This window comes from Paenibacillus helianthi, assembly GCF_001909055.1.
In the GTDB taxonomy this organism is placed as follows: domain Bacteria; phylum Bacillota; class Bacilli; order Paenibacillales; family Paenibacillaceae; genus Paenibacillus_AQ; species Paenibacillus_AQ helianthi.
In genome coordinates this window covers 15,866-38,869 of sequence record NZ_LVWI01000043.1, presented here as the reverse complement: position 1 = coordinate 38,869, position 23,004 = coordinate 15,866, and the positions used below count along the sequence as shown (strand labels likewise).

Genomic DNA, 23,004 nt, shown 5'->3' with positions numbered 1-23,004 from the left:
GCCTGTGTTCCCTGATATTCAGGGCGCACAGGCCTTTTTTCGAAATTATAGTTCCCGCTGATTCTTCCAATAGAAGATGGCGATTTGGGTCCGGTCACGGAGGCCCAGCTTGCTGAGAATATCGGTGATGTAATTTTTGACCGTACCTTCACTTAAAAAAAGCTCTGCGGCGATCTCCTTGTTGGTATGGCCTTCTGCAATCGAGGACACCACAGCCAGCTCGGCCTTGGTCAGTCCGTACGATACCAGTGTCCGGGCCGGAACCTCTTTCGGACGCGCAGCCGGCTGCAGAAAACCCGCCAGCTTGCGGGCGATGTCGGGATGAATGAGCAGATTGCCCTCATGCACGGTTTTGATACCCTGGATGATCCGGTCCGGCGGAATATTCTTCAATAAGTACCCGCTTGCTCCGTTCCGCAGCGCTTCAATGATGTATTCATCGTCGTCGAAGGTCGTCAGCATCAGCACGGAGGTACTTGGGAAGGATGCCTTGATTAATTTTGTGCCTTCGACACCGTCGCAGTGGGGCATCCGGATATCCATCAGTACCACATCGGTATGAGGAAGCTGCTTCAGCAAAGAGAGGGCTTCATCGCCATCTCCGGCAGCGCCTGCCACCTCAATGTCCGGGTCCAGCGCAACGAGCACTTTGAGACTTTCGCGGATAAATGAATCGTCATCAACAATAACTACTTTGATCATAAGAGGTCTGTCTCCTTTAGGCAGAATGGTCTGTGAAAAGTTTACTGGGGAAGCTTTTCGGGCGGCCTGTGCATTGGAACTCTGGTAATTACCGCAAATTCCGGTTCAAGCTGAAACTCCAGCGTTCCGCGCACCAGACGGGTCCGCTCCGTCATTCCCTGCAGGCCCATGCCGCCCGTGCCTCTGAGTTTCGCAAGAGGGTTGTCTTGCGGGCGCTCTCCGTTGTTGCCCACCTCCATTACCACTTCGTGTCCGCTATACGATACTTTGATCCATACTGCAGTAGCTTGGCCATGGCGAAGAGCGTTGGTTAGAGCTTCCTGGGCATTTTTGTAGAGTGTAACCTGAACGCTGGGATACAGCGGATAAGGCATGCCCTGCACCTGGTAGGAGGTTTCAATGCCCGTGTGACGGCCAAGCTCCTCCAGCAGCCGGTCCAGTGCGTAAGCCCCTTCAAGCTGAGAGCCATAGTTAATCCGCCGGACAGCGGCGCGCATATCGTCCATACTTGCCGAGAGCTGGTCCCGGATCTGATTCATCATTTCCATCCCCGTCTCCGAGGAATGCGGCAGGGTGTGGATGGCCGCCTCGGTCATCATTTTGACCCGGATCAGGCGGTGGCCGATGTCGTCATGCAGTTGACGTGCGATCCGTACCCGTTCCTCCGCTTGCGCGGCCACTTCGATCTGGGAGTTGAACTGCAGCAGCCGGCTGCGGGCTTCTTCCAACTGGAAATGTTTTTTGCGCAGCTCATCATAGAGGAATAGGGTCTCGTCGCGCCCCCTTCCCGATCTCAGCAATAACCTGTTCAAGGTGGCAGATAGCAGGAAGGTGAGGTTCGTATAGACCCACACCCGTGGATCGGATCCGCTAAGTGCTGTATTGATTGCCGCCAGATGGAGAGCGAAGAAGACAAGCACTACCGGCCTGCGCTCCAGTCGGGAGTAATAGAGCAGTGCCGAAATAGCCGGGAAAATCATCAGCGCCCCGTAATGCTGGCACAGCCAGGCCGTATAGAGCCATTCAACACCGGCGGCTAGCGCGGTAAGGAGACCCGGGAGCCGCTTGCCCAGAGTCACGATCAGCAGGAGCAGCAGAAAATGAAGGGTGAACAGCTCATAGTCGGCATAGTCATACAGATAGATGGCAATTAGTGCAGGGATGATAATAAGCGCATAGCGCACAACATTCAATTCTCTGGTCAAAGGGAGGTCATCCTTTATAGGGTTGGTATGTTTATCTTAACATAAGAATCCGCTGGTTCAGGAGATGACTTTAGTCACCTCCAAAGAATGACCTTTCGTACCTTCGGCCGCGTTTTTCTTGCGCTACAATGAAGACATAGAAGCAATAAGGAACAGGAGAGATGAAGAATGGCATTTGCGGTACTAACCGATGTGGTGAAACGGTACGATCAGAAGTTAACGGTGGATCACGTGAATTTCAGCATTCAGGAGGGGGAAATCTTCGGCCTCCTCGGCCCGAACGGAGCTGGGAAAAGCACCACAATCAGCATGATCTGCGGGTTGCTCAAGGCAGATGGCGGCGATATCGTGATTGACGGATTATCCGTAATGAACCAGCCGCTAGAGGTCAAAAAGCGAATCGGTCTCGTCCCCCAGGACCTCGCTTTATATGAAAATATGACAGCAGCGGAAAATGTCAGCTTTTTCGGCAAGCTGTACGGTCTTCGCGGCAAGCTGCTGAAGGAACGGGTCGAGGAGGCGCTGGCCTTCACCGGACTCAGCGACCGGGCTAAGGATAAACCGTCCACCTTCTCCGGCGGTATGAAAAGACGGCTGAATATCGCCTGCTCAATCATGCACCGCCCCAAGCTGATCATTATGGATGAACCGACCGTAGGCATTGATCCCCAGTCGCGCAATCATATCCTCGAATCCGTCAAGGCGCTGAATAAGCTCGGCTCAACAGTGATCTATACGAGCCATTATATGGAGGAGGTAGCCGCCATTTGTGACCGGGTAGCGATTATGGACAAAGGTCATATCATTGCCTGTGGAACCGAAAGCGAGCTGCGGGAACGGGTAGCCCATGAAGAAAAGATTGTCATAAAAGCATCTCAAATCACGCCTGCTCTGATCCAGGAGCTGGGCCAGCATCCTGGGATAAGCCGCGTTGAACTCAGCGAAGATACGGTAGAACTGTATTTGCCCTCCTCGCAAAGCCAATTGCAGGATATTTTATTTATCTTTGCGAAGCATGAAGGAATTATTGCTTCCCTGAATATTGAAGAGCCGGATCTGGAGAGCCTGTTTCTTAACCTGACCGGACGGACCCTGCGGGATTAGAGGAAGGAGGAAGACTTACATGAACACGTGGACCATTATGATCTATGAGCTGCGCAGATTGTTCCGCTCACGCTCTATGCTGTTGAATATGTTTTTGCTGCCATTGGTACTGATCTTTCTCCTGGGCGCTTCACTGTCGGGGGTGGTCGGTGTCAAAGGCGCAGCCAAGATAGACCCTGTGCGGGTGGCGGTAGTTAATCCTTCAGGTGAAGGGGCAGGGCCATCGGCTATGATTGCAGCCTTTCTGAAGTTGCCGGAGGTGCAGAAGGTCATTATCCCGCAAGAAGCAGAGAGCCGCCAGGCGGCAGAGAGCGGACTCCGCGCCGGAAAGTACGGCTATGCAGTAATCGTTCCGGGTGGCTTCGACAGTGAAGTGCAGAGCGGTAAAAAAGCGCAGCTTGAGTTTATTCTTGGCAAGAACCGTACGGACAATATGGTGGCGGGAACGGCGTTTGATAACTTCCTGAGCACAATGAATTACAAGCAGGCAGCGGTGGCAACACTGGGGCCAGAGGCGCTGACGGTGTCGGCTTCCTTACCGGCTGATCATGAAGCGGTCAAACTGGGCGATCTGAATAATGGGGGCAGAACCTATACGGCTTCCCAATTCTACGCGGCATCCATGCTGCTTATGTTTCTGCTCTACAGCGGGATCACGGTGACCAGTTCACTTTTCAGTGAAAAGGATAACCATACGCTCCACCGTATCAACTCTATGCCGGTCAAGGGCTCAGAGCTGTTTATCGGTAAAATCCTCGGAGTAGGCATCGTGTCCATTGTGCAATGCCTGGCGATTATTCTGCTCAGCGATTGGCTGTTCGGCGTGTACTGGGGCAATCGCCCGGGTCTCCTGCTGCTGTTCTGTCTGCTGATGATTATCGCTTCCATGACACTGTCCATTGTGATTTGTTTATTCAGTAAAACTGCGGCAAGCGCAAGCAGTATCATTAGTGTAATCACGGTATGTATGACATTCCTGAGTGGGGGGATGGCCCCGTTGCCGGACGCCTGGGTGAATACCATTGGTGCTGTTACTATTAATCACTGGGTGTTGCAGGCGGTGATCCGAATGATGCTGCATTCAGAATTGTCACAGATATTGCCGAATCTGCTCATTATATCGATAATCTGTCTCGTGATGTTCAGTGCAGCGATTTTTTCATACCGGAAGGTGGGTTACCATGAATAAAATATTCACGATCGCCTGGAATATGGTCAAGCGGACCATCGGCTCCCGCAAAGGGTTCCTCACGTACATCCTGCTGCCAAGTATCGTGGTCGCCGCGATTATATCGGTTACCGGAGGCATGGAAAACCATTCGGCAACCGTGCTATATACCAATAGGGATACAGGAGCAGCAGGGCAGCATTTGCTTGCCGAATTGGAGAATACCGGGGACTACAAGCTTGTTCCGCGAAAGGATGAGGCGGCGCTCAAAGAGGGCGTTATCGGGCAGGAGGGTGGTGTGGGGATATGGATTCCGGCAGAGTACACCGCACAGCTAGCACATGGAGAGCAGCCGCAGCTGAATATCTATGAGCTTAGAACGACAGAAACCTCGATCATGTTCAAAATGAAAGTGAATACGATCGCAAATGAAATGCTCCAAACCGCACAAACCGTACATGCGGTCAGCGGAGGAACGGGGGATGCTGAAGCCGGGTTTGGTGCAATTCTGAAGCAGGCCGGGCAGCATCATGTGGGAAGTACACGTACGGATTATGACCTGTATCCCCGGGAAACCCTCGGAGTCATTACAGGGATGACCTTAATGTTCCTCATGAGTTTGGTGACAAGCACAGTATCTCTGATTATGGATGACCGCAGGGGCCGGACCATGATGCGGATGTTCAGTGCTCCGGTCCGTTCTTATGAGATTGCACTGGGGAACTTCCTGGGCAGCTTTATGGTCGGAGTCATCCAGATTGCGGTTGTGCTGATCCTTGGAAAATGGGTGCTGCGCTATGATTATGAGGTTCCCGCATATCTGTATTTCCTGGTGCTTGCCGCATTTATGCTCGTATCCATGGGTATTGCCAGCACAGTAGCCGGGCTGGTCCGCAATCCGCGCAACGCAGGCATGCTGAACGCGCTTATTCTTACACCGACCTGCATGCTGGGCGGCTGCTTCTGGCCACTCTCAGTGATGCCGGACTATATGCAAAAAGCAGCCAACTTCATGCCGCAGAAATGGGCGATCCAGGCAGTGGATATCGCCGCAACCGGCGGCGGGTGGAATGAGCTGTGGCTGCCGTTTGCCATCCTGGGCCTTATGGCCGCGGTTCTGCTGGCAATTGGCTCCGCCATTCTTCGTCCGAACGAGACGGGAATCAGTGCATAGGCCAGTATTTGATGCCTAAGCGTTATAGATCAGCCTGCTATATCCGGCCATTCGCCGGAGCGGCAGGCTGATTTCTTTTGCTGTCTTTTATAGTACTTGCAAAGCTCACCAGAAATGTGTTGCATAAAAAATATGTAAGCGGTACCATATTGTTGGCAGTTACGAAGTAGACATTAACTAACCTAAGAGAAGCTTCCGATGCAAGCTGTATTACGAAGAATAGTCAGGAAGTAATACTTCATAGAACTTAAGTTTATCCTTACGAATGGAATCTGGTATGTTCACAAAATGTGTAGGAGGATGAGATCATGGGCAGCAACAAATTGGCTTGGACCTGGCGGGTGAAGGAGGAGTGCCTGGAGGAGTATGTGCAGATGCACCTGAATCCCTGGCCGGAAATTCTGGAGGAGCATTCCAAAGCTGGAATTACGAATTATTCAATTTTTCAGAATGGCAATCAGTTTTTCTATTGCTTTGAATGCAAGGACACAGAAGCGGCTTTTGCCTACATTGCCCAGAGTGATGCCTGCAACAGATGGAACGCCATTACGTCGGAGATGGTTGAAGGCTCCTTTGATTTCAATGAGGAGAACCCGATGGTTCCGCTGCGTGAAGTGTTTTATCTGGAGTAAGGCTATCTTTTCTGTTTATGAACTATACGCGGGTAATGAGTTCTCCTTCGAAGGAAGGAGGGCTTTTTTTTGCTGTATGCATTTACCGCTGCACCCGGCTGCTCTGTCTCCGGAAGGGGAAGAACCCCGACTAGAGACCGAGAGAGAAACCCTTCGCCGGGAGGTTTTGGAGACCACCCGAAGGCTCTACACTTAGCTAAGACAGCAATACATAAAGATCAGGCACACGGAAACCAATTCATACAGAAGTGGAAGGGGAAAAGAGAAATGACATGGTTAACAAAGTGGTCTTTCGGCAATAAGGGGGCAGTAGGCCTCCTGGTTGTCATGGCGCTGGTGGTGGGTATACTCAGCTATACTTCGCTGCCCATGGAGTTTATGCCGGAGGCTGATAATCCTCAGATTACCGTTACGGCGCTCGGCCCGGGCCAGGATGCGCATTCTATGGAGGCGAATGTGACGAAGCCGATTGAGGCGGCAACCTCAGTCGTGAAGGGCAAAACCGAGCAGATGTCTACTTCCGGTGATGGCTATGCGAAGGTGGATATTTATTTTGACGGCAAAACCAATATGAAGGATGCGGCGCAGGAGGTTGAAAAGGCTGTCCGCGCACTGCATTTCCCGGAAGGCGTCATGGACCCGTTCATTGTACAGCTGAACACCTCTATGATTCCGATCTCCGAGCTCACGATGTCCTTCGACGAAGGGATGACCAAGGACAATCTGAAGCTTGCTGAAGATAAGATCATTCCTGAACTGCAAAAAATCGATGGGGTAGCGAACGTAGCCCTATACGGCAAAACGGCTCCGCAGGTCCATGTGAAGCTTGATCCAAAGGCGATGGCTGCAAAGGGCGTTGCCACATCCCAGGTGTTGGGACTGCTTCAGGGACGCAGCGTATCAGCTTCGATTGGGGAGCAGACCCTTGGCGGACAGACGGGGAATGTAAATGTGGTTTCCTCCATAGACAGCATTGACACACTGAAAAAGCTGCCGGTCGCCTCAGGTGTAACCCTGCAGGATATAGCTGCTGTTCAAGCGGTGACCGACCAGGAAAGTGTCAGCCGCTCGAACGGGAAGGATGTATTGTTCGCCATCATCACCAAGGAAGCGAATGCCAATGCAGTCGATGTGGGCGATAAGGTGCGCGAGGTTGCGAAAGACCTGACCCAATCGAACAAAAATGCTGAGGTTGCCGTCATTTTCAGCACCGCGGATATGGTTGTCACCTCCGTCAACAGTATGATGCGTGAAGTGCTGCTCGGTGCATTATTTGCGACGATTGTCATTCTGATCTTCCTGCGCAATGTGCGCGCTACGCTGATCACGGCGGTATCCATTCCGCTGTCGCTGGCGGTTACTCTATACTTGCTGGACGTTTCCGGCATTACCTTGAACATTGTTACGCTGGGTGGTGTCGCCGTCGCAGTCGGGCGGCTGGTCGACGATAGTATTGTCGTTATTGAGAATATTCACCGCAGGATGCAGAAAGAGCCTTTCTCCATCGACATGATTATCAGCGCTACCCGCGAGGTTGCAAGGGCCATCACTACATCGACTATAGCTACAGTTGCTGTATTCCTGCCCATGGGTCTGCTGAACGGAAGCCTGCAAGCCTTCCTGCTGCCGTTCGCGCTGACGGTGACCTACTCCCTGTTAACTTCACTGGTAGTGGCGCTGACAGTTGTCCCTCTGTTAAGCTCCTGGCTGCTGCGCAGTTCTTCCCTGAAGGAGCACAAGCCATCCAGAGGCTTCGGCCGTTTTCTGGAATGGAATCTGCACCACAAGTGGATTACCCTGACTCTTGGTCTGGTGCTGCTGGTGGGTTCCGTTGCCGCTTATGTTACTATGCCGAAGGGGGCGCTGGATGCATCCGATGCCAGCAATGTAACCATACAATTGGTCTATCCGAATGATGTTCCAGTGAAGGAAGTGCTGGAGAAGGGCAAACAGCTGGAAGCGGAACTGATGAAGCAGCCGCAGGCGGAGACCGTGATCATGATGACCGGCAACAGCGCAGACTCGGCGCAATGGGGCGAAGTGTCTTCTCTGACCCAGGTGAAATACACCGTAATGATGAAGAAGGATGCGGATGCACAGGCGTTCCTGGATCATATCCGTGGCCTTCAGGAATCCTATGCGGGAGCAACCCTGACTGCAAATGAGTCCAGCATGATGGGTGGAGGCTCGACCAGTGAGTATGTTGATATTGTTGGGGACGATCTGGCATCCATTAATACAGTCGCCCAGTCCGTAGCCGCTAAAGTAAAAACGGTAGACGGCGTAAAAAAGGTCACCAGCAACATGGAAGATACCAAGCCGGTGTTCGCGTTCAAGGTGAATCCGGCTGCAGCGAATGCACAGGAAATTTCCATGCAACTGTCGGCGATGCTGAATCCGGTGCCGATGGGGCAAATGGAGCTGGAGGGTTCCCCTGCCGGAGTGGTATTGGAGCCTGTGCTGCAACCGAAGTCGCAGCAGGATTTGCAAAATATTACGATCATGACCGCCGGAGGGCCGCAGCCGCTCTCGAAATTGGCTACCCTTGAGGTCACCGATCAGCCAGCCATGCTCTATCATAAGGACGGTAAACCCTATGTGCGTATTACAGCTGAGGTCGATCCGAAGAAAGTGTCGGCTATTGGAGCGGATATCAAAAAACAAACGGACAGTATTACACTCCCCGAAGGAGTAACGCTGTTCGCAGGCGGTGCTTCGGCGGATCAGGCCGGAGACTTCAGCGACCTTGGCATGACGGCACTGATCTCCATCGGTCTGGTGTATCTGATCATGGTTTTGACGTTCAAGACCCTGCGAGCACCGCTGGCTATTATGTTCTCCCTGCCGCTCGCGGCCATCGGAGCCGTTGTCGCCTTGATTATTTCCGGTGTAACCCCTGACTTCACCGCATTGTTCGGAGCTTTGATGCTGATCGGTATCGTCGTCACGAATGCGATTGTGCTGATCGACCGGATTAAGCAGAATGAAGCACATATGACTGTGCGCGAGGCCATCATTGAAGCAGCCGGAACACGGATGCGTCCGATACTAATGACAGCTATCGCTACGGTATGTGCCATGCTTCCACTGCTGTTCGGTCATACAGAGCAGGGCAGCATCGTCTCGCAGAGTCTGGCCATCGTCGTTATCGGCGGCTTGATTGCAGCAACTCTGCTGACGCTGGTAGTGGTACCGGCCATCTATGAGCTGCTGTACTTCCGCAAATCAGCAAAGGAACGGAAAAAGCAAAAGGCTGCTGCAGCGGCATAAGCAAGTCTTGGCAGATCAGCAAATGCGGCCTGACCCAAGAAGGAAGCTATACAAAGAGCAGTGCGGGATTTCCGCACTGCTCTTTGGCATATTTTCGCATGGACGATATGAAATTATGCGGGGGAATCCGGAAGGTCTGCCGAAGAGGCGATGTGTCTCCTTGGAGGCCCCTAGTTGCCGGTACTCTCATATTTCGAGAGTCCATACCGGAAGATGCCATAAGCTGCTGCCGCACTGCCCGCTGCCACGACGGGAGCCAGCATCCACCAGCCGCTCCACCCGCTTTTGCCGAAAATGTAAGTCGCCGGATAGAAGCTGATGAAGGCATATGGCAGTACGGTGGAAATAAACACCCGCACTGCCTGCGGAAACAAAGTGACCGGATACTTGGCCAAATCGGCCAAATTATGCACCATCAGCGGAAAGGCATTCCCGGCATTGCGAATCCAGAAGGCCGCCGAGTTTCCGGCCAGATTGATCGATACACGAATGATAACCGCCGTCAAAAGCAGCAGAATAAGGATAACCACTTTGGCGAAGCTCCACTGGATATGGCTGTGAACCAGCGATTGCCAGATAATCACTCCGCCGATGAGCAGATTGCCAAGGCCATTAATGCCGATCCCCGTACAGAAGACCTGAAGCACAACTGGCACCGGCCGCAGCAGATAACGGTCCAGTTCGCCTTGATTGACCAATCTTCCCAAACGCCAGGTGCCCTCGAAGAATAAAGAGCCCATGCCTTCCGTCAGAAAAATCATCGCATACATGAAGGTAACCTCCCAGAACTGCCAGCCGTTAATATCGGGAATCCGGTCATAGATCACCCACAGGAACACAAACCCAAGCACCTGGGTCAGAGCGGCAGAACACATTAAGATGTAGAAGTCCTTATTGTATTCCAGGATCGCTTTTAGCTGCTGGATATAGAGTCTTTTATATAGATAGAACATTCGTGACAACGTCATTGTTTCCCCTCCTTCCGCCTAACCTCCATGAATAGTCACCTGGCGGACCGCCCAGTTCCACATGAATTTCCCGGCGATCCAGAGCGCTGCTCCCCAGAAGCATTGAATCCCGATCAGCTTCAGACTCTCCAAGGTTCCAGCCTGCTCCAGAAAAATCATAGTCGGCGTGTGAATAATACTCTGAAACGGAAGCAGCAGTGCTGTCCGTTCCAGCCAGCCGGGGAAAAAGGCCAAAGGCACCAAGGCTCCAGACAGCAGATTGGTTAGGGCAATCCGGGTCCAGACAATGCCCATCGAGCCGGTGGACCAGAAGCACAACAAGGCTGCCAGATACACCACGCCGAATTTCACCGCAATGGCCCCCAGCAGACTGAGCGCGAACAGTACATAGACGAGCGCAGAATGGGGAAGGGCCAGGCCGGAAATGAAGAAGGAGAAAATCACCAGAATAATCGTACTTATACCGCCTTCCAGCAGGCTTGTGCCCAGCGTTTCGGAGAAACGGGCCGTTTGAAAATCAATGGGCTTCAGCAAGTCTACGGCAACGCTGCCATCGAGGATTTTTCCGGAAATCGCAGTTTCCGAGTACCAGGACAGCACAGAGTTGGCCAGGAAAGTGACTAGCAGATAGGTTTTCATCTGATCCCAGGTGTATCCGCCCACTGTCTCGCGGCCCCCATAAATGCCTGCCCACAAAAAATAAACCGCCAGCAGATTGATCGCATTGGACAAAAAAGTGACGACGTAGGAGAAGCGGTAGGATAGAACATTTTGCAAGGATCGGTTGGCAATACTGCGGTATTTCTTGAGCTTGACTACGGGCATGGCTGCCGTCACACCTCCTCATTCCCCTTTTTGATTAAGGTCCAGGTTTCCGTCGTACACCGCTTTGATCACCTGCTCAATGTTGGCATCCTCCATGCGGAAGTCAATCACTTCGCCATGCTTCATCACCCGGCTGACCACTTCACTGGCCGTATATTCATAGCGGTCGAAGGAGACGGAGAATTCCTGTTCATTTTGCCGGTCCAGCTTCATTCCGGGCGTCTGTGAGAGCAGATTGTACAGCTCCGGCATCGGCACGCCCACTTGGAAGAAAATCACGCGGTTTCTGGCAAAGCGGGATTTGACCTCGCTAAGACTCCCGTCATAGATGATGGAGCCGTGGTCGATGATAATCAGCCGTTTGCACAGATCCTCAATGTCGCCGAGATCGTGGGTAGTGAGCATAACGGTGGTTTGCTGCTCCTGATTGATTTTTTTGATGAACTCGCGGATTTTTTGCTTCACGGAAACGTCCAGTCCAATTGTGGGTTCATCCAGATAGAGAATCGGCGGGTTATGTAGTAAGGCGGCTGCCAGGTCCGCACGCATGCGTTGACCCAGGGAGAGCTTTCGCGCAGACAGATGGATGAACTCATTCATGCCCAGCAGCTCCGTGAACTGATCCAGATTAGCCTTATAGACAGGCTCCGGGATCTGATAGATATCCTTCAGCAGCGAAAAGGATTCCACAATCGGAATATCCCACCACAGCTGCGTGCGTTGTCCGAACACGGCTCCGATCTGCGCGGCGTTCTCCATTCTTTTCTTATAAGGATTGATACCGTTTACAGAAATGCTGCCTGCAGAGGGCATGAGGATGCCTGTCAGCATTTTGATCGTGGTGGATTTGCCTGCACCGTTCGGCCCCACATAGGCCACCGTCTCGCCGGCTTCCACACTCAGATTCAGCGGCTGCACTGCGATCTTCTCGATATGCTTCGGGATGAACAGATGCTTGACGGCTCCCGCCAGGCCTGGCTCTTTCACCGCCTGCATGAACGATTTGGACAGCCCGCGGGCTTCAATAATACTCAAGTATAGACCTCCTTCATTCCTAACTTCCAAAGACGTATAAACAAATATAGCACCGGGCTGATGTCGAAAACTATCGGTTTAGGTCGGACGGTAAAAAAATTTATAAGATTATGACGAATGATGAACAAAAGGCTAGCCGCAGGCTGGATTACAGACCCGGGTTAGCCGCTTTAATATTTTTTGTATACCTCTGCATTGCTTAACTAGGCTGCTCCTTTTAGCAGGTTTCATTTTGTTCTGATCTCATATTTTTCAACGTTCATTCGTAAGATTAGCCCCTGTCAATTGTCTCTTAAATATCCTATGATATATTTACTGCTATTCAAGGCTAAGTTATCTTGTAAGCTTATAATAGAGATAGGAAATATTGCTATAACAAATATAGATTCATTATTATTAGTGAATACATTCACAATCATTCCGGATTCACTAACGACATTAACCGAGGAGGCGTTTGTGTTGACTACCTTCAATTCCAAGATGAAAATGTGGTGTTCGCCGGATGATCTTCCAGCAGCTCAAGCTGCGTCTTTTCACCATAATCATTCATCTGATACATATAGCCCGTTGCAGTCTCCAGTAGTCTCTTGCGTGAAAGAGAACAAAGCGATATATAGTGAAGCGATGGTTTCTTCCATGCGGGAAGAGATGGTGGCGATCAGCCAGTTCATTCCCATTCCTTATGTTGTGTTTCTGGCGGATGAAGAGGGCTGGATTCTCGATCTGATCTGCTCTTCACGAAGCCTTCAGGAGAACATGGACCGTGCAGGTATGAGTGCGGGTATCAACCTCTCCAAACGGTATTCAGGCCTGAATGCGGTCTCGCTGGCTATGGAGATGAACCTTATAGGGGTGGTGCGGGGAGAGGAGCATACAGATGCTGCTTTCCAGAGCTGGAATTGTGTATGCGCGCCTTTGATTCTGGACGGGGGTACGCATGGTTATGTGGATATTTCTTTTGATTCCGGTCAGCAGATAGATTTTGCGATTCCGTTCGTGCAGCAATTGGCTGATAATGTGGCGTATAAACGGATGGTTAATAACGCAAGCCTGCAAAAGTTCAGACGGGACACGGTGTTTGGCGAATATAAGCTGACTGCGAGAGAGAAGGAGGTAGCTGCACTATGGCTGGCGGACAAAAGTGCGCTGCATATCTCGAGCGCGCTGGGGATCAGTGAGGGCTCTGTACGGAATGTAGTGAAGAGCATTTATATCAAAATGAATGTAAATGACCGCTCCCATTTTGCCAAAAAGCTCATATGAACGTAAAAAAGCGGCTAATCTGCGAAGCCAGGAATGACTTCGGGATTAGCCGCCTTGCGTTCACAGAGTTTGCTAGAGCGCAGCTTTAGCCGCAAGAACAATTCAATACCGGTTTCCGCGCAGCCTGTGTTTCGTCGAGACGGCTGATCTCCGTAGTATGCGGAGCATTAATCACGATTTCCGGTGTTTCCTGGGCTTCCTTGACGATCTGGATCATCGTTTCGATGAATCCGTCGAGCGTTTCCTTGCTTTCGGTTTCGGTTGGCTCGATCATCATACATTCCTCTACCGTCAGCGGGAAATACACGGTTGGCGGGTGGTAGCCGAAGTCGAGTAGCCGCTTAGCCACATCCAGTGTCCGTACCCCGTACTGCTTAAGGTTTCGGCCGGACATGACAAACTCATGCTTGCAGATACCCGGATAAGGGATTTCAAAATACGGCGCGAGCCGGTGCATCATATAGTTGGCGTTCAGCACGGCATTCTCAGAAACCTCACGCAGGCCGTCCGGCCCGTAGGTACGGATATAGGCATAGGCACGGACCAGGATACCGAAGTTGCCGTAAAAGGCTTTGACGCGTCCGATGGATTCCGGACCGCCGAAGTTCAGCGAGTAGCTGCTGTCTTCGTTTTGGATCACCGTCGGCTGTGGCAGGAACGGAATCAGCTTCGCCTTCACGCCGACTGGTCCTGCTCCCGGACCACCGCCGCCGTGCGGGGTGCTCATCGTCTTGTGCAGATTCAAATGCACGACGTCGAAGCCCATATCGCCGGGACGGGTAATGCCCATAATCGCATTGGAGTTCGCTCCGTCGTAATAGAGCAGGCCGCCCGCTTCGTGTACGATCTGAGCGATTTCAATGATTTGTGACTCGAACAATCCGAGTGTACTCGGGTTGGTCAGCATTAGGGCTGCGGTATCGCTGCCGACAGCTGCTTTCAGCGCTTCAAGGTCAACCATCCCCTTATCGCCCGATGGGATCGTTATCGTTTCCAGGCCGGCTGCAGAGGCACTGGCCGGATTGGTGCCGTGCGAGGAATCGGGCACGATGACCTTGGAGCGGGTCTCGCCGCGGCTCTCATGGTAGGCGCGGATCATCATCAGGCCGGTCCATTCCCCATGGGCACCGGCGGCTGGCTGCAGAGACACGGCATCCATGCCGGTCAGGGCGGCCAGATCCTTTTGCAGAGTATGCATCAGTTCAAGGGCACCCTGAATGCTCTCTTCCGGCTGGTAAGGGTGAATCTTGGCCAGTCCCGGGAAGCGGGCAACGTCCTCATTGATCTTCGGATTGTATTTCATTGTGCAGGAGCCGAGCGGATAAAAGCCGTTGTCCACGCCGAAGTTGCGGCGGGACAGGGCGGTATAGTGGCGGATGACATCCACTTCCGATACTTCCGGCAAGACTACCGGCTCGCTTCTCAGCAGTCCGGCGGGAATCAGGGCATCGATGCTCTCTTCCTGCGGAACATCACACACGGGCAGGGAATAGGCCGTGCGGCCGGGACGGCTAAGCTCAAAGATCAGACTTTGTTCCGGTTTCATATACAGCCCTCCAGTGCCACTTTGAATTGGTCAATTTCCGTTTTGCTTCTTTTCTCGGTGACAGCGACCAGCATATGTCCGTTCAATTCAGGATAGTCCCGGCCCAGATCATAGCCGCCGAGGTAGCCTTCCTTCAATAGCCTGGAATTGATCTCGCTGACGCTGGAGCCTTCTGGCAGTTTCAGAACAAATTCATTGAAGAACGGTGCCGTGAACGCTGAGGCTGCGCCCGTTAATTCGCCCAGCTTGGTGGCTGCATAATGGCTCTTGCGGATGTTGAGCTCCCCAACCTCGCGCATGCCTTCTTTGCCCATGACGGACAGGTAGACGGAAGCGCACAGTGCGAGCAGCGCCTGGTTGGAGCAGATGTTGGAAGTGGCTTTTTCGCGGCGGATATGCTGCTCGCGTGCCTGCAGTGTCAGCACGAAACCGCGTTTGCCGTTACGGTCAACAGTCTGTCCGACGATCCGGCCCGGCATGCGGCGCATGAGGGGTTCGGCTACGGCGAAGAAGCCGCAGGTAGGACCACCGAGTGAAGCGGGAATGCCGAGCGGCTGGGCGTCACCGACAACAATGTCTGCGCCAAGCTTGCCCGGCGTTTCGAGAATGCCTAGCGCCAGCGGATTGGCACTGACCACGAGCAGGCCTTTCACGGCATGGATCAGCGGCTCCATCGCACCAAGGTCCTCAATGGCGCCGAAGAAGTTCGGCGACTGTACCAGCACGGCTGCTGTGTCGCCGTCAATTGCGGCGGCTAGCTTGGCCTGATCCGTTACTCCGTTTGTGTAGTCAATCTCCACAACATCCAGGCCCCATGCACCCGCTGAGGTACGCAGTACCTGACGTGCTTCGGGATGGACGGTGCGGGAGACGATCAGCTTTTTGCGTTTTGTCGCACCGGCGGCAAGCACCGCAGCTTCCGAGAAGGCGGTCGCGCCGTCGTACATACTGGCATTCGCTACTTTCATGCCGGTCAGCTCGCAGATATAGGACTGGAATTCGAAGATCGCCTGCAGCTCACCTTGGCTGATCTCCGGCTGGTAAGGGGTATAGGCGGTATAAAACTCCGAGCGGGAAATCACATGGTTAATGACAACAGGGATATTATGGTCATAGAGCCCAGCACCGAGGAAGCTGGCGTGAGTGTCGAAGCTGGTATTTTTGTCGGACAGCTCCTTCATATGGCGCAGCAGCGCGTATTCATCAAGTGCTTCTGACATCGGCATCGTTCCCTGATAACGGATAGCTTGCGGGATGTCGGCGAACAGCTCCTCCACGGACTGAATCCCTACAGCCTCCATCATCTCCTTGCGGTCTTGCTCGGTCATCGGCAGATAACGGTGCTTCATTGCGGCTTCACTCCTTGGCTCTTTTTATAGAATGGCGCTTTGACCACGGCTGCCTTAAGCTGTTTGCCGCGGATCTCCACGTATACCTCTGTTCCAAGCTCCGCATAGGCGGCGTCCAGCAGGGCCAGACCCAAATTGCGTTTTAGCGTTGGCGACTGTGTGCCTGTCGTGACCTCACCGATCTTCACACCATCCGCATAGACCGGATAATGCGAGCGCGGAATCCCTCGGTCAATCATTTCCAGGCCCACGAGGCGGCGGGGCAGTCCGGCTTCCTTCTGCTTCACCAGTGCGTCCTTGCCGATGAAGCTGGCTTTGTCCAGCTTCACAAAGAACTGGACTCCCGCTTCCAGCGGTGTAATGTCCGCCGACAGCTCTTGGCCGTACAGCGGCAGCTTCGCTTCGAAACGAAGCGTATCGCGTGCACCGAGTCCGGCGGGAGTCAGACCGTGCGGAGCGCCTGCCGCAAGCAGGCCGTTCCACAGCACAGCTGCCGTATCCAGTGGCGCGTACAGTTCAAAACCGTCCTCACCGGTATATCCGGTCCGGGAGAGCAGAACCTCTACGCCGCAGACTACAGCGCGCTCGATGAAATGAAACGGTGCAAGCTCCGTAATGGGCGCTGAGGTTACTTCGGCCAGAATCGTCTCAGCCAGAGGGCCTTGCAACGCAAGCAGCAGCGTTTCATCGGAGACATTGTTTAGCGTCACACCGCTGAATTCATCTGTGAGATGCTCCTGCAGCCACTGGAAGTCCTTGTCGATATTGGAGGCATTGACGACCAGCATGTAACGCTCTTCGGCCAGTCGGTAGACCAGAAGATCATCGACTACCCCACCGCTTGGGTAGAGCATCAGGGTGTACTGCGCACCGCCATCCTGAAGACGGCTGACATCATTGGTGGTCATCCGCTGCAGAAAGGCTTCCGAGCCGTTGCCGCTGACCATGAATTCGCCCATATGCGATACATCGAACAGTCCGGCCTGCCGGCGTACAGCCTCATGCTCCTTCACGATTCCCGTGAATTGCACCGGCAGCTCCCAGCCGCCGAAATCAATACATCTGGACTCCGCATAGGCGGAGTAGAGGTCGTAAAAAGGTGTTCTTTTCAAAGCATCCATCGGCTCACTCCCTTGTCTGATTACATGCGAAAAAGGACAGGCAAAAGACAAATATGCACAACCCGCATATAAGCCTTTCGCTCTGTCCTTTGTACCTGAGAGTTACCCTGCTGACCAGCGCGCAGGTTTCCCCGTTGGTGATCCGAATCCCTGCCGGGCAGGTTTCAGATAGCTCTCCAGAGATGCGTCCGGCAAAGGTCCTTTTGCCTGAGAGATTCACCCTCCCGGGCTTACTCCTTCGGCGCTGTCTTCTCAGAGACAGTCTCTCCCTATGCCATCATTCGCAAACCGTATTGTTTTCTACTGACTCCATTAAAGCGGGTATACAACTCCGATGTCAACAAAAAAACGTCAAAAAGATGACAAATTTTATTTTCCTGTCAGTTATATTGACATTGAGCGGCGCAATAACTTAGTCTATAACTAATTTTATAACTCCAAATTTGGAAAAGAGGCGGCTTAAGAATGAGTGAAGTGCTAGACAACCTGTTGTACAGCGAAGAGCATGAATGGGCGCAGCAGGGTGAAGGGCGCACAGTACGTGTCGGAATTACGGACCATGCCCAGCATTTGCTTGGCGATATCGTATTCGTGGAGTTTCCTGAAGTGGGTGCGGCCCTCTCGGCTGGCGACAGTGTAGGCAGCATCGAATCCGTCAAGACGGTATCTGAGCTCTATTCTCCGGTATCGGGAACAGTGACCAGAATCAACGATGCACTCGAAGCCAGCCCGGAGCTGATTAACGATCAGCCTTACAGCGGCGGATGGATTTTTGAACTGGAAATCACCGGGGAGTTTGCCGAAGTCACGTCTGGACTGCTGGATGCAGCGGCTTATGGCAAGTTGATTGAAGAATAGAATAACCTACGGACACTAGTTTTCTGCATATAAAATAAAGACAGGCCTTCACATCGCATTTCGTGTTACTAATGTGTGAGGTCTGTCTTTTTTGTGATTTCTAATGTGCACTTATACATTGGAATCCGTCTTTAATTAGGGAATTCGAATAGCCCGGGAGACAACTGCGGTGCGATGTTCCAAAATACAGGATGTAGAGCGACCGCATTACGCGCGAACACCATGCACAGCAGGGCGAAATGTTAACGAGTACGCGGCCGTATGGCAGGCCTTAGTAAGGCTACTCCTTTTCCTGGAGCTGACGAAGTACCGTAATCTCCACGCGCCGGTTTTTCTGCCGCCCTTCTGGAGTAGAATTGCTCACAGCAGGACGGGTATCTGCATATCCGGCATATTGAAACGTATCCGGGTTCAATCCCTCTGTATCCAAAAAGAAGCGCAGCACCGAGAGGGCACGGGCGCCGGATAATTCCCAGTTGTCGTTATAACGGGAACCGGCAGACACCGGCATATTATCAGTATGGCCTTCGATACTGATTGTTGCTCCAATGCCGCGGAATAGTCCTGACAGCTGACGCAGCGCAGGGAGGGCGGGCGCTTTGAGCTCGGCTCTGCCTACATCGAACAGGTAACGGTCACTGAGTGTAATGGCAATACCTTGCGGTTTATCCGCCACAAAAATCTGGTCACCTAGATGGTTGTCTTGGACATACTGGGTGATGACGCCCATGAGCGCAGCCAGTTTGGCTTCTTGCTCGCGGAAGGCCTGCTCACGCGCCGAAGGCTCCGGGTCGGCAGGGGGCGGACTGGCCGTCGGGCCGGTAGCCGCATTCTTTTGCTCCTGGCCTGTATCCGCGCTGTCTCCGTTCCCCCCGTTCTTCCCATTCCCCGTTCCTGCGGATTGCAGCCCTTTTTGACCCTCCAGAACACCATTTCCACCATCTAATACCGGATTTCCGCTTTTAAAAGTGTCCGATAAAGAGCTCGTGACGATGTTGAATTTATGTGTATCCAAACTGCTCATGGCAAACAAAATCACGAAGAAAATAAGCAGCAGTGTAATCAGATCCGCATAGGTGATCATCCACCGGTCGCGGTTCTCCCGTCCATCTGTGCGAGGCTTTCTGCGGTTTCTCTGTCTCATGAGGGACCTCTGGTAATATCGCTGCCGTGTTCCTTGGCGGAACGGTTCAAGAAGGAACGGAGCTTTTTACGCACAAGCTGGGGATGATCCCCGTTCTGCAGGGCAAGAATGCCTACCATAAGCATTTCCATAGTACCCAGCTCACTTTGGCTGCGGGATTTGATCTTGGAGGCAATGGGTAAAAATATTAGATTAGCGCTGGCCACACCGTATAGAGTCGCTGTAAAAGCAACTGCGATGGAAGCTCCCAAGTTAGAAGGATCGGTTAGACTGCTGAGCACGCGGATCAGACCCATAACCGTACCGATGATGCCCATGGTGGGCGCATAGCCGCCTGCGGCTTCAAAGATTTTGGCATAGCCTTCGTATTTGAGCTCTTTAGCATCCATCTCCAGCTCCAGAATCTGCCGGACCTGCTCGGGGTCTGTTCCGTCAACAATGAGCATGAGTCCTTCACTGGTAAAGGGGTCGGGATGCTCTTCGGCTCTTTTTTCCAGGGCCAGCACACCGCCGCGTCTTGTGATTGTAGCCATGGAGATCAGTTCTTCTGCCTGTTCTTCCATGGTGTCCGAATGTTTGCCAAAAGCTACCCGCACCGCCGCTGGGACGCAGCGCAGTCTGGAGGCCGGGAAGCTGATCAGCACGGCGGCAAGCGTGCCTCCGAATACAATGAGTGCAGCATTTAACTGCAGCAGGCCGGACAGGCTTCCGCCTTCCCAGAAAAAGCCGCCGATGAGTGCTGCTAGACCAGCCAGCAAGCCAATAATTGAAGTAATATCCATGAGTTCAAGCTCCTTAAATTTCTATATATTATGGTTTGCATGAATCTGGGCAACACTGTATAATAAACGGGAACAAGTATTCTTATCTTCCATATATTTCAGATCGTATGGAGAGAGAATCATCAGGGCCACAATTATAATATATTCATATATTTTAGACGATAGAGGGGAGACGGGCAAATGAATGATATTGTCGTCAGTACGCAGACTTTTCAGTTGGAGTCCGAGTACACACCCCAGGGCGATCAGCCTCATGCCATACAAGAGTTAGTGGACGGCATCCGGCAGGGCAAGAAGCACCAGACGCTGCTGGGAGCGACCGGTACAGGGAAGACCTTTACCATCGCACAAATGATTTCCAAGCTGAACCGGCCCACGCTGGTTATTGCGCACAACAAGACGCTGGCTGCCCAGCTTGCGAGTGAGTTCAAGGAGTTTTTTCCAAGTAATTCGGTAGACTACTTCGTCAGTTACTACGATTATTACCAGCCAGAGGCGTACATTCCCTCCTCCGACACCTATATCGAGAAAGATTCCAGCATAAATGAAGAAATTGATAAGCTGCGCCACTCTGCGACCAGTTCTTTGTTCGAACGGCGTGACGTCATTATTGTGGCCAGTGTTTCCTGTATTTACGGCCTCGGTTCCCCTCAGGAATACGGAAGCCTGCTGCTGTCGCTGCGTGTGGGTATGGAGAAGCCGCGGAATCAGATTCTGAGCCGGCTCGTGGATATCCAGTACCAACGCAACGACATTAACTTTGTGCGGGGCACTTTTCGCGTGCGCGGTGATGTGGTGGAGATCTTCCCGGCCTCACAGGGTGAGCATGCCATCCGTGTAGAGCTATTCGGCGATGAGGTGGAACGGATTACTGAAATTGATGTGTTGACCGGAGAATTAATCGGAGAACGCGACCATGTGGCAATTTTCCCGGCATCCCACTTTGTCACCCAGGAAGAAACCATGCGTGTGGCTCTGGTCAATATTGAGCGTGAGCTGGAAGAACGGCTGGCTGTGCTCCGGGATGCAGGTAAACTGCTGGAGGCCCAGCGTCTGGAGCAGAGGACCCGTTACGATATCGAGATGATGAAGGAAGTCGGCTTCTGTTCCGGGATCGAGAACTATTCCGGACCGCTCACCTTCCGGGAGCCGGGAGCAACCCCTTATACACTTATGGATTATTTTCCTGACGATATGCTGATTGTAATCGACGAGTCCCATGCGACATTGCCGCAGATCCGGGCGATGTACAACGGTGACCGTGCGCGCAAGACAGTTCTCGTGGAGCATGGCTTTCGCCTGCCGTCCGCGCTGGACAACCGGCCGCTGCAGTTCGAAGAATTCGAAGACAAGGTGAATCAGATTGTATATGTGTCCGCCACACCAGGCCCTTATGAAATTGAACATTGCGAGACGATGATTCAGCAGATTATCCGGCCTACGGGTCTTTTGGACCCGATTATCGAGGTTCGTCCGACAGAGGGGCAGATTGATGATCTGATCAGCGAAATCCGTGACCGGGTGGAACGTGACGAGCGTGTACTGGTTACGACTCTGACCAAGAAAATGTCCGAGGACCTGACTGATTATTTCAAGGAAATCGGCATCAAGGTCCGTTACATGCACTCTGACATTAAGACGCTGGAGCGTATGGCGATTCTGCGTGATCTCCGGTTAGGCGCCTTCCATGTTCTCGTGGGGATCAATCTATTGCGGGAAGGCCTGGATTTGCCGGAGGTATCCCTCGTTGCGATTCTTGATGCCGACAAGGAGGGTTTCCTGCGTTCCGAGCGTTCACTCATTCAGACCATCGGCCGTGCGGCCCGTAACTCCAATGGCCGTGTAATCATGTACGGTGACCGTATCACAGACTCGATGGAAAAGGCTATGTTCGAAACCCAGCGCCGCCGGGAAACGCAGATTGCCTACAACGAAAAGCATGGAATCACACCCACTACGATCAACAAGAAAGTGCGCGAAATTATCGAGGCCACTAAGGTTGCTGAGTCCAAGGCCGAGTATCTCACCGGCGTGGGCGGCAAGATGAGCAAGAAGGATCGCCAAAGTCTGATTCAGCGTCTGGAGGCCGAGATGAAGGATGCTGCCAAAAATCTGCAATTCGAGCGTGCCGCAGAGCTGCGCGACGCTCTGCTGGAGCTTCGGGCAGAATGAGGTAGTGTATTATGCAAACTTGTTTTGCACAGTAAAGTACAGGAACGGCGCTGCAGATGGCCGTTCCTTTTGGATAAATTGCTCTAGGCCCTTGCGCATCCCGAAGGGACAGCCTGCAGTTCGCAGTTTGCGCATCCCGAAGGGACAGCCTGCAGTTCGCAGTGTGCGCATCCCGAAGGGACAGCCTGCAGTTTGCAGTTTGCGCATCCCGAAGGGACAGCCCGCAGTTCGCAGTGTGCGTATCCCGAAGGGACAGCCTGCAGTTCGCAGTCTGCGTATCCCGAAGGGACAGCCTGCAGTTCGCAGTTTGCGCATCCCGAAGGGACAGCCTGCAGTTCGCAGTGTGCGCATCCCGAAGGGACAGCCCGCAGTTCGCAGTCTGCGTATCCCGAAGGGACAGCCCGCAGTTCGCAGTCTGCGTATCCCGAAGGGACAGCCCGCAGTTCGCAGTCTGCGTATCCCGAAGGGACAGCCCGCAGTTCGCAGTCTGCGCATCCCGAAGGGACAGCAGTTGTCCCTGAAGCGCCAACAGTCCAGAGGTCCCGTTAGGGACAAGCGCTCTTCAGTCCACATCAGCTAAACCCATCCGTCCTCCCTCCTTCGTCAGCAGCATTGCGGGTGTCCAGAGGGTGCAACCCTTGGGGCCCTCCCTTGGCTAAGGGAGGGTTTGGGAGGGATCGAAAATA

At 52.9% G+C, this 23,004-nt stretch carries 19 protein-coding genes and 1 riboswitch; of the genes, 9 read left to right on the top strand and 10 right to left on the bottom strand.

What is annotated here, in order from left to right; genetic code table 11:
• Positions 1-45 precede the first annotated feature (45 nt).
• Positions 46-702, bottom strand: coding sequence for a response regulator transcription factor (locus tag A3844_RS15915; protein WP_074087255.1), 657 nt, complete (start codon positions 700-702; stop codon positions 46-48).
• 41 nt (positions 703-743) lie between these two features.
• Positions 744-1,907: a sensor histidine kinase gene (locus tag A3844_RS15910; protein WP_083606879.1), complete on the bottom strand. Its 1,164-nt coding sequence runs from the start codon at positions 1,905-1,907 to the stop codon at positions 744-746.
• 168 nt (positions 1,908-2,075) lie between these two features.
• Here A3844_RS15910 and A3844_RS15905 point away from each other — a divergent pair, with 168 nt between their 5' ends.
• The 5 genes from A3844_RS15905 to A3844_RS15885 all read left to right on the top strand — a co-directional run bounded on the left by A3844_RS15905 (position 2,076) and on the right by A3844_RS15885 (position 9,255).
• On the top strand, positions 2,076-3,011 hold the full coding sequence (locus A3844_RS15905) for an ABC transporter ATP-binding protein (protein ID WP_074087253.1): 936 nt from the start codon (positions 2,076-2,078) through the stop codon (positions 3,009-3,011).
• A gap of 19 nt (positions 3,012-3,030) precedes the next feature.
• Positions 3,031-4,200, top strand: coding sequence for an ABC transporter permease (locus A3844_RS15900; RefSeq protein ID WP_074107886.1), 1,170 nt, complete (start codon positions 3,031-3,033; stop codon positions 4,198-4,200).
• Positions 4,193-5,353 (top strand): ABC transporter permease, encoded by a 1,161-nt coding sequence (locus A3844_RS15895; protein WP_074107885.1) that lies wholly within the window; start codon positions 4,193-4,195, stop codon positions 5,351-5,353. The genes A3844_RS15900 and A3844_RS15895 overlap by 8 nt, the downstream gene beginning before the upstream one ends.
• Positions 5,354-5,661: 308 nt before the next feature.
• Positions 5,662-5,985 (top strand): L-rhamnose mutarotase, encoded by a 324-nt coding sequence (locus A3844_RS15890; protein ID WP_074100474.1) that lies wholly within the window; start codon positions 5,662-5,664, stop codon positions 5,983-5,985.
• A 267-nt stretch (positions 5,986-6,252) separates the two neighbouring features.
• A complete protein-coding gene (locus tag A3844_RS15885; protein ID WP_074107884.1) occupies positions 6,253-9,255 on the top strand; it encodes an efflux RND transporter permease subunit in 3,003 nt (1,000 codons plus the stop codon).
• 170 nt (positions 9,256-9,425) lie between these two features.
• Here the strand turns inward: A3844_RS15885 and A3844_RS15880 are convergent, their stop codons facing one another.
• From A3844_RS15880 to A3844_RS15870, 3 genes are read right to left on the bottom strand one after another with little or no spacing between them, the layout of a single operon-like run.
• Positions 9,426-10,223, bottom strand: coding sequence for an ABC transporter permease (locus A3844_RS15880; protein WP_074087247.1), 798 nt, complete (start codon positions 10,221-10,223; stop codon positions 9,426-9,428).
• An 18-nt stretch (positions 10,224-10,241) separates the two neighbouring features.
• A complete protein-coding gene (locus A3844_RS15875; protein WP_244169785.1) occupies positions 10,242-11,060 on the bottom strand; it encodes an ABC transporter permease in 819 nt (272 codons plus the stop codon).
• Between the two features lie 6 nt (positions 11,061-11,066).
• Complete coding sequence (locus A3844_RS15870; RefSeq protein ID WP_074100477.1) at positions 11,067-12,083, bottom strand: ABC transporter ATP-binding protein; 1,017 nt, start codon at positions 12,081-12,083, stop codon at positions 11,067-11,069.
• 459 nt (positions 12,084-12,542) lie between these two features.
• Here A3844_RS15870 and A3844_RS15865 point away from each other — a divergent pair, with 459 nt between their 5' ends.
• Positions 12,543-13,346 (top strand): helix-turn-helix transcriptional regulator, encoded by an 804-nt coding sequence (locus A3844_RS15865; RefSeq protein ID WP_074087244.1) that lies wholly within the window; start codon positions 12,543-12,545, stop codon positions 13,344-13,346.
• Positions 13,347-13,431: 85 nt separating this feature from the next.
• Here A3844_RS15865 and gcvPB read toward each other — a convergent pair whose 3' ends face one another.
• The 3 genes from gcvPB to gcvT are packed head-to-tail and all read right to left on the bottom strand — an operon-like array spanning position 13,432 to position 17,362.
• Positions 13,432-14,892 carry an aminomethyl-transferring glycine dehydrogenase subunit GcvPB gene (gene gcvPB, locus A3844_RS15860; RefSeq protein WP_074107883.1) on the bottom strand — a complete coding sequence of 487 codons (1,461 nt, stop codon included), beginning with the start codon at positions 14,890-14,892 and terminating at the stop codon, positions 13,432-13,434.
• Entirely contained in the window at positions 14,889-16,241 is a 1,353-nt protein-coding gene (gene gcvPA / locus A3844_RS15855; RefSeq protein ID WP_074107882.1) for an aminomethyl-transferring glycine dehydrogenase subunit GcvPA, read from the bottom strand. Before gcvPA ends, gcvPB begins: the two co-directional genes overlap by 4 nt.
• Positions 16,238-17,362: a glycine cleavage system aminomethyltransferase GcvT gene (gene gcvT, locus A3844_RS15850; protein ID WP_074107881.1), complete on the bottom strand. Its 1,125-nt coding sequence runs from the start codon at positions 17,360-17,362 to the stop codon at positions 16,238-16,240. The genes gcvPA and gcvT overlap by 4 nt, the downstream gene beginning before the upstream one ends.
• Positions 17,363-17,547: 185 nt before the next feature.
• Positions 17,548-17,643, bottom strand: a riboswitch (glycine riboswitch).
• Between the two features lie 184 nt (positions 17,644-17,827).
• Here gcvT and gcvH point away from each other — a divergent pair.
• Positions 17,828-18,220 (top strand): glycine cleavage system protein GcvH, encoded by a 393-nt coding sequence (gene gcvH / locus A3844_RS15845; RefSeq protein ID WP_074107880.1) that lies wholly within the window; start codon positions 17,828-17,830, stop codon positions 18,218-18,220.
• A gap of 280 nt (positions 18,221-18,500) precedes the next feature.
• On the opposite strand, the gene A3844_RS15840 is transcribed toward gcvH, so the two are convergent.
• Complete coding sequence (locus tag A3844_RS15840) at positions 18,501-19,364, bottom strand: OmpA/MotB family protein (RefSeq protein ID WP_074107879.1); 864 nt, start codon at positions 19,362-19,364, stop codon at positions 18,501-18,503.
• Complete coding sequence (locus A3844_RS15835) at positions 19,361-20,146, bottom strand: flagellar motor protein (protein WP_074100481.1); 786 nt, start codon at positions 20,144-20,146, stop codon at positions 19,361-19,363. Before A3844_RS15835 ends, A3844_RS15840 begins: the two co-directional genes overlap by 4 nt.
• A gap of 180 nt (positions 20,147-20,326) precedes the next feature.
• On the opposite strand from A3844_RS15835, the gene uvrB reads away from it, so the two are divergent.
• Positions 20,327-22,318 carry an excinuclease ABC subunit UvrB gene (uvrB, locus tag A3844_RS15830; RefSeq protein WP_074087237.1) on the top strand — a complete coding sequence of 664 codons (1,992 nt, stop codon included), beginning with the start codon at positions 20,327-20,329 and terminating at the stop codon, positions 22,316-22,318.
• A gap of 127 nt (positions 22,319-22,445) precedes the next feature.
• Complete coding sequence (locus A3844_RS32355) at positions 22,446-22,898, top strand: collagen-like domain-containing protein (RefSeq protein WP_167374688.1); 453 nt, start codon at positions 22,446-22,448, stop codon at positions 22,896-22,898.
• Positions 22,899-23,004: the final 106 nt, after the last annotated feature.

What these genes read in the sequence shown, in the direction of transcription:
- A3844_RS15915 (WP_074087255.1), bottom strand. Translation starts at nt 702, where the DNA reads ATGATCAAAGTAGTTATTGTTGATGACGATTCATTTATCCGCGAAAGT.
- A3844_RS15905 (WP_074087253.1), top strand. Translation starts at nt 2,076, where the DNA reads ATGGCATTTGCGGTACTAACCGATGTGGTGAAACGGTACGATCAGAAG.
- A3844_RS15900 (WP_074107886.1), top strand. Translation starts at nt 3,031, where the DNA reads ATGAACACGTGGACCATTATGATCTATGAGCTGCGCAGATTGTTCCGC.
- A3844_RS15895 (WP_074107885.1), top strand. Translation starts at nt 4,193, where the DNA reads ATGAATAAAATATTCACGATCGCCTGGAATATGGTCAAGCGGACCATC.
- A3844_RS15890 (WP_074100474.1), top strand. Translation starts at nt 5,662, where the DNA reads ATGGGCAGCAACAAATTGGCTTGGACCTGGCGGGTGAAGGAGGAGTGC.
- A3844_RS15885 (WP_074107884.1), top strand. Translation starts at nt 6,253, where the DNA reads ATGACATGGTTAACAAAGTGGTCTTTCGGCAATAAGGGGGCAGTAGGC.
- A3844_RS15880 (WP_074087247.1), bottom strand. Translation starts at nt 10,223, where the DNA reads ATGACGTTGTCACGAATGTTCTATCTATATAAAAGACTCTATATCCAG.
- gcvPB (WP_074107883.1), bottom strand. Translation starts at nt 14,892, where the DNA reads ATGAAACCGGAACAAAGTCTGATCTTTGAGCTTAGCCGTCCCGGCCGC.
- gcvPA (WP_074107882.1), bottom strand. Translation starts at nt 16,241, where the DNA reads ATGAAGCACCGTTATCTGCCGATGACCGAGCAAGACCGCAAGGAGATG.
- gcvT (WP_074107881.1), bottom strand. Translation starts at nt 17,362, where the DNA reads ATGGATGCTTTGAAAAGAACACCTTTTTACGACCTCTACTCCGCCTAT.
- gcvH (WP_074107880.1), top strand. Translation starts at nt 17,828, where the DNA reads ATGAGTGAAGTGCTAGACAACCTGTTGTACAGCGAAGAGCATGAATGG.
- A3844_RS15840 (WP_074107879.1), bottom strand. Translation starts at nt 19,364, where the DNA reads ATGAGACAGAGAAACCGCAGAAAGCCTCGCACAGATGGACGGGAGAAC.
- A3844_RS15835 (WP_074100481.1), bottom strand. Translation starts at nt 20,146, where the DNA reads ATGGATATTACTTCAATTATTGGCTTGCTGGCTGGTCTAGCAGCACTC.
- uvrB (WP_074087237.1), top strand. Translation starts at nt 20,327, where the DNA reads ATGAATGATATTGTCGTCAGTACGCAGACTTTTCAGTTGGAGTCCGAG.